Genomic DNA, 6,149 nt, shown 5'->3' on the forward strand with positions numbered 1-6,149 from the left:
TCGTGAAGCACGTGCATGCGGCGCACCCCGTGGACGCGAAGGAGCACGGCCCGGTGGACCTCGTCACCGCCCTCGCCCGCGCCCGCTCCCCGGAGGGCCCCGGCCCGGACACGCCCGCCGGGTCCGTTGTCCGTGCGTGGCCGGGGCCGCCGTGCCCCATCCCGAAGGCCGACCCCGGGGAGCTTGACCTGCGGGCCCTGCTCCGGCTCTCGCTGGCGGCCTCCGACGGCTCCGGACGGCTGCGGCCCGCCCCCTCCGCCGGTGCGCTGCACCCGGTGGACGCCGAGCTCGTCGTGGGCCCCGGCTGCCCGCTGCCGTCCGGACGCTACGGCTACGACCCGCTGCGCCACCGCGTGCACCGCCTCGGCCGGCAACCCCACGGGACGCTGCCCGGGGCGACCGTAGAACTCTCCGTCACCCCCCAGCGCACGGTCTCGCACTACGGCCACCGCGCCTGGCCGCTGATGTTGCTGGACACCGGGCACGTTGCCGCAGCGCTTTGGCTGGCCGGGTGTGTGCTGGGCCTGCCCGAGCCGGTACTCCGGCTGGACGGCCCCGCCGACGGACCTGTTGCCGCAGTGCACTTCGCCCTGCCGGAGGGGACGCGCCCGCCCGACGGGACCCGCCCGCCCGAGCAGACGCGCCCGGCCGCGCACGCGCCCACTCCCCGCGAGCTGCTGACCCGCCGCAGCGCGCCACCACCGCTGCGGGGCACCCCACCCCGGGACGTCCTGCGGGCGCTGCTCGCCACCACCGTCCAGGCGAGCGCCGGTGAGATCTCCTGGTGCGCGACCGTCGGCGAACCGCAGCCCGAACTGGTCGAGCCGGCCCCTGACGGCACACTGCGGCGGCTCGCAGCGGGGGAGGCCAGGCCCACGCTCGCCGTATGGGCCGCACGCCAGGCGTGGATCGCGGACGCGGGCGCCGTCCTGCTCGCTCACGGCTGCCCGTCGGACGCCGACGCCCCGCGGATCCGCCGGGCCCACCTGCGGGCCGGCTTCGCCACCCACCTCGCCCACGTGGCCGCCCTACGGCACGGGCTCGCGGCCCGCCCCGTCGGCTCCTGGCAGCAGGCGGACCTGGGCGCCGCGCTCGGCGCCCCACCGGGCCGGGACTGGATCGTCCACGGCCTGGCCCTCGGCACCACCCACCACGACGAGGAGAAGCCCTCGTGATCGTCCACCCAGAGTTGCGCCGCGCCGCACGGCACGCACCGCGGCCCCTGCTCGCGGCCACCCTCCTCCAGGCGGCCGTCACCCTCACCCATCTCGCGCAGGCCGTGCTGCTGGCGGTCGCGCTCGCCGACGTGTCCCGGGGCCGCACGGAGCGTCTCCCGCTGCTCCTCGGCGCGGTGCTCGGTGTCGTCACCGCACGCGCCGGGCTCGCCAACTGGCAACGGCGCACCGCCACCCGCGCCGGGGCCGGAGTCAGGGTGGCCCTGCGGGACGAACTCCTCGCCCACCTCGGACGGCTGGGCACCGCGCACCTGACCACCGCACGCGCCGGGGCCGTCCGCACCACCCTCGTCGACGGTGTCGAGGGCGTCGACGCCTACGTCTCCCGCTACCTGCCCCAGCTCCTGATCACCCTCGCCGTGCCGCCCCTGCTGCTCGCCGCCGTGGCTGCCGTGGAACCGGCCGCTCTCCTCGGCCTCGTCCCCGCCCTGCTGCTCGCCCTGCTCGGGCCGCGCGCCTGGGACCGGCTGCTGGCCAAGCGTGGCAAGGAACACTGGGACACCTACGAGGGGCTCGGCGCCGACTACCTGGAGGCCCTGCAAGGCATGCCCGCCCTGCGGGCCGCCGGTGCCGTCGGGCGCGCCCGGGAGCGGCTGGAGAAGCGGTCGGCGGCGTTGCACCGGGCGACCGTCGCCAAGCTGCGGGTGTCCCTCGTCGACACCGGCATCACGGACCTGGCCATCCAGGGCGGCGCCGCGGCAGCCGCGCTCCTCGCCTGCCGGTCCGCCGTCACCGGATCCACCACGGCGACCGGCACCTACCTCGTGCTGCTGCTGGCCTCCGAGTGCTTCCGTCCCGTGCGCGACCTGTCCCGCGAGTGGCACGCCGGGTACCTGGGCGTGTCGGCCGCGGACGGGCTCGCGGCGCTGCGTACCGCCGAGCCGGCCGTCCGCGACACGGGGACGGCACAGGCGAACTGGCCAGGATCGCCCGAACTGTGCTTCACCGGCGTCGACTTCACCTACGACGGTGCTGAGACGCCCGCGCTCCGCGGTGTCACCTTCACCGCCGAGGCGGGACGTACGACCGCGATCGTCGGCCCGTCCGGCGCCGGGAAGTCCACGCTCCTCGCCCTGCTCCTGCGCCACCACGACCCGCAGCACGGCCGGATCACCCTCGGCGGTCGCGACGTGACGGAGTACGCGCTCGACTCGCTACGGCAGGGCATCGCCGTCGTCTCTCAGGAGACGTACCTCTTCCACGCCACCATCGCCGACAACCTGCGCCTGGCCCGGCCGGAAGCGGCGGACGAAGAGCTGATGCGCGCGGCACGAACCGCCGGCATCCACGACGAGATCGCCGCCCTCCCCGAGGGCTACGCCACCGTCCTCGGTGAACGGGGCGCCACCCTGTCCGGCGGCCAGCGGCAGCGGCTCGCCCTCGCGCGAGCCCTGCTGGCCGACGCTCCGGTGCTCGTCCTCGACGAGGCCACCAGCGCGGTCGACGAACGCCGCGAGGCGGACATCGTCCGTGAACTGCTCGCCGCAGCGGGCGGCCGGACGGTCCTGGTGGTCGCCCACCGGCTCGCCGCCGTCCGGCACGCCGACCGCATCGTCGTCCTCGACGGCGGACGGGTGGACGCCGTCGGCGAGCACACCACCCTCATCGAAGCCGGGGGCGTCTACGCGGAGCTCGTCAAGGCGGGCCACACCTACGAAGGAGGGCTCGCCGCATGAGCAGCACCACCGGCAGCACGACGGTGGACGTGCCCGCGCGCGGCTCACTGCGCGCACTGCTCCCCGCCCTCGCCGGGCACCGCCCCATGATGGCCCGCACCTGTGCCGCCGCACTGGTCGAACAGGGCTCACTCGTCACGTTGCTGACGCTGGCCGCGCACACCGTCGGCACCACCGTCATCGAGCACCGCGCCCCGTCGGCCGGCACGGCCACCGCGCTCGTCGTCCTCGTCCTCGTCCGCGCCCTGATGACCTGGCGCGAGATGGACCTCTCGCACGACCTGGCCTACCGGGTGCTGGCCGAACTGCGCGTCCGTGTCTTCGACGGACTCGCCCGCAGCGCGCCCGCCCGCGTCGCCGGCCGGCGCAGCGGGGACCTCGCCGCCACCGCCATGGCCGACGTCGAAGCACTGGAGTTCTTCTACGCCCACACCACCGCCCAACTCCTCGCGTCCGGGGTGGTGTTCACCGGCGGGGCCACTGTGCTGGCCACCGTGGAGCCCTGGCTGCTGGTGGCGGTGCTGCCCGTCGCCGCGCTGCTCGCCGCGGCTCCCTTCGCCGACGCGCGCGGACGCGCGGCGCGCGGCGCCCGCACCCGGGCGGCCGCCGCGAAGCTGTCGGCCGACACGGTGGAGACCGTCGACGGGCTGCGTGAGCTGCTCGCCTTCGGCGGGCTGGCCGAGCGGCGCACGCGTCTCGCCGAACAGGGCCGCACGGTGGGGGAGGCACAGCGTGCCGAGGCCGGCTGGGAGGCCCTGGCCGCCGCCGTCCGCGACCTCCTCATCGTGTGCGCGGTCCTCGGCGTGGTGGCCGCCGCGGCGCAGTCCGTGACCTCTGGACGGTTGCACGGCGCCTGGGCTCCGGCGGCGATGGCGCTGGCGCTGTCCGTGCTGGGTCCCGTCGCCGAGTCGGCCCGGGCGCTGAGCCAGGCCGTGGGACTGCGCGCTGCCGCCGCCCGGGTCGACGCGGCCGTGAAGGCCCCCGCTCTCGCCCCGCCGCCCGTCTCGCCCCGATCGCTTCCCCCCGGCCCGCTGGGCGTCCGCCTGCACCAGGTTCGCTTCGACTACGGAGGCCGACCCGTGCTGGACGGACTCGAACTGACAGTCCGGGCGGGGCAGACCCTGGCCCTGGTCGGTGTCTCGGGGGCCGGCAAGTCGACCTGCGCGCACCTGCTGGCCCGCTTCTGGGATCCGTCGGAGGGAACCGTTCACCTGATACCCGCCGCCGGCGATCCCGTCGACGTGCGTGACCTGAGCGATGCCGCACTCCGGCGTGCCGTCGCCGTGGTGGGCCAGGACACCCCCCTCTTCCACGGCACCCTCGCCGACAACCTGCGGCTGGCCGCACCCGACGCTGACCAGGACCTGCTCGCCGAAACGGCCCGGCTGTGCGGCGTCGACCGGATCGCCCCCCTGGACACCCTCGTCGGCGAGCGCGGCTCGACCCTCTCCGGTGGCCAGCGCGCCCGCATCGCGCTCGCCCGCGCGCTGCTGGCCGAGCCGAGAGTCCTCGTGCTCGATGAGACCACCGCCCACCTGGACAACGCCGGTGACGCCCAACTGGCCACCGCACTCGCAAAGGACGACCGCACCACGATCGTCATCGCCCACCGCCCTGCCACCATCCGCCGCGCCGACCGCATCGCCGTCCTCGAAGCGGGCCGCGTCACGGAGGAAGGCACCTGGGAGGAACTCACAGCCCGGCCCGGCAGCGCGCTGGGTCGCGTCCTGGCCTAACCTCGTCCTGATCCGGCCTCCCTCCCGATGGCGGGACTTCCAGCGACCGGCCAGAGGAAGGGCCGCGAGCCAGCGACGGCCGCCCGAGGAGGACGGTCGCTGCGGTGGCGCCGACGTGCACGAACGGTGGGTCGTCAGGCATGCCCGGAATCGGCTCCTCCCCGCCTTCTTCGCCGGCCAATCTTTCCGGGGTGCCCGCATCGGCGGCAACGGCGGCCTTCAGGCGCCCGAACTGACCGTGGGCGGCGGGATGTACCTCGACTCGGGCTTCACCTGCACCGGACAAGTTAACCTCTACGGAGCCTCGATCGGCGGTTCTGTCAGCCTGGCCGACTGCCGGCTGCGACGACTCCGACGGCGTCGACGACCTGGCCGACGTCCTCGGCCCAGCGCCCATGAGTGACGTGCCCTGGCCCGCTCGCCTGTCGCCCAAGGCCCTGGCCGTCCTGGACGACCTGCCCGAGCACGCGCGCGAGATGCTCCGCGACGTGCTGGGCATAGCCGGTCGTGACCCGTGGTCCTCTCGCCCTTCGACCCCCGCGACCCCGAGGACGTCCGCTCCGCCTCGGTCGGACACCTCACGCCGTGTACTGGACCAACCGCACCGCCGGGCGCCTGTACGTCGTCGACATCGCCTGGCCAGGCTGACTGACTCCGAGCGCCCCACGGTGACTCGTCATGAAGAAGCGGCAAGTCTCCGACCTGCATGAGTCCGGCTCTATCGAGCGCCCACCAGACGGAGTCGCCGTGCGCGGGCGAGGCCGACCTGGTCGTGGCCAAGCACCGCAACGGGCGCAACCGTCACCACCGTGGCTTTGTATCTCAGTGGGGGCAGACCTCCGGGGATCGGGCGCCTACCTGTCAGCGCCTTTCACCAAAACCAGGTGCGGCCCTCTCCTGTCAGCTCCTCTGCGACAGCGAGACCCCAGGGGCGCTGTCGGTCCTTGACAAGCTCTCAGGGGGTGAATCAGAGGCGGAGTCAAGGTCCGACACGCTTGCGATGGTCCGACAGAGTGAAGGACCGCCGGTTCATTCACCGCCCCGGCCTAAGGTCTTTCTTAATACGCCCGCGACCAGGCTCATTTGACGGTACATCAGGGCGGCCTTGAATCCCCACGAGGTGCCCTCGTATGCGCCCGGTTGGCCGCTGAGCGTCACACGTCAGTGACCTTTGAGGTGCCGCCGGGAAATTCCCTCAGTAGGTTCATTCCCGGATCGGCAGTTCAGCCGATTTTCCTCAAAGAAGGAGAAGACTGGAATGCAGAAGCGTACCGCCGCCCTGATAGCCGGCGCCTCGGCAGCCGTGGCCATGACCATCACCGGCGTCACCTACGCCTCCGCGGAGGCCCCCCAGTCCGCCGCGTCCGTCCAGGAAGCCGTCCGTCCCGCCACGGCTCCCCTCGGCGGCGACAGCGACTACGACTACAAGAAGGACTACCGCGAGGCCAAGAAGGACGGCGGCGACAGCGACTACGACTACAAGAAGGACTACCGCGAGGCCA

4 protein-coding genes are annotated in these 6,149 nt (G+C 73.9%); all 4 read left to right on the forward strand.

Going from position 1 to position 6,149, the window contains the following annotated elements; translation table 11 throughout:
* The first annotated feature begins 2 nt into the window (after nt 1-2).
* A complete protein-coding gene (locus tag GTY47_RS25595) occupies nt 3-1,175 on the forward strand; it encodes a hypothetical protein (RefSeq protein ID WP_010048308.1) in 1,173 nt (390 codons plus the stop codon).
* On the forward strand, nt 1,172-2,911 hold the full coding sequence (locus GTY47_RS25600; RefSeq protein WP_010048310.1) for an ABC transporter ATP-binding protein: 1,740 nt from the start codon (nt 1,172-1,174) through the stop codon (nt 2,909-2,911). Before GTY47_RS25595 ends, GTY47_RS25600 begins: the two co-directional genes overlap by 4 nt.
* Complete coding sequence (locus GTY47_RS25605) at nt 2,908-4,647, forward strand: ABC transporter ATP-binding protein (protein WP_010048312.1); 1,740 nt, start codon at nt 2,908-2,910, stop codon at nt 4,645-4,647. Before GTY47_RS25600 ends, GTY47_RS25605 begins: the two co-directional genes overlap by 4 nt.
* Nucleotides 4,648-5,905: 1,258 nt before the next feature.
* A partial coding sequence (locus GTY47_RS25610) for a hypothetical protein (protein ID WP_010048314.1) occupies nt 5,906-6,149 on the forward strand: 244 nt, incomplete at its 3' end.

This window comes from Streptomyces sp. SID5464 (genome assembly GCF_009862985.1).
Lineage (GTDB): Bacteria > Actinomycetota > Actinomycetes > Streptomycetales > Streptomycetaceae > Streptomyces > Streptomyces chartreusis_D.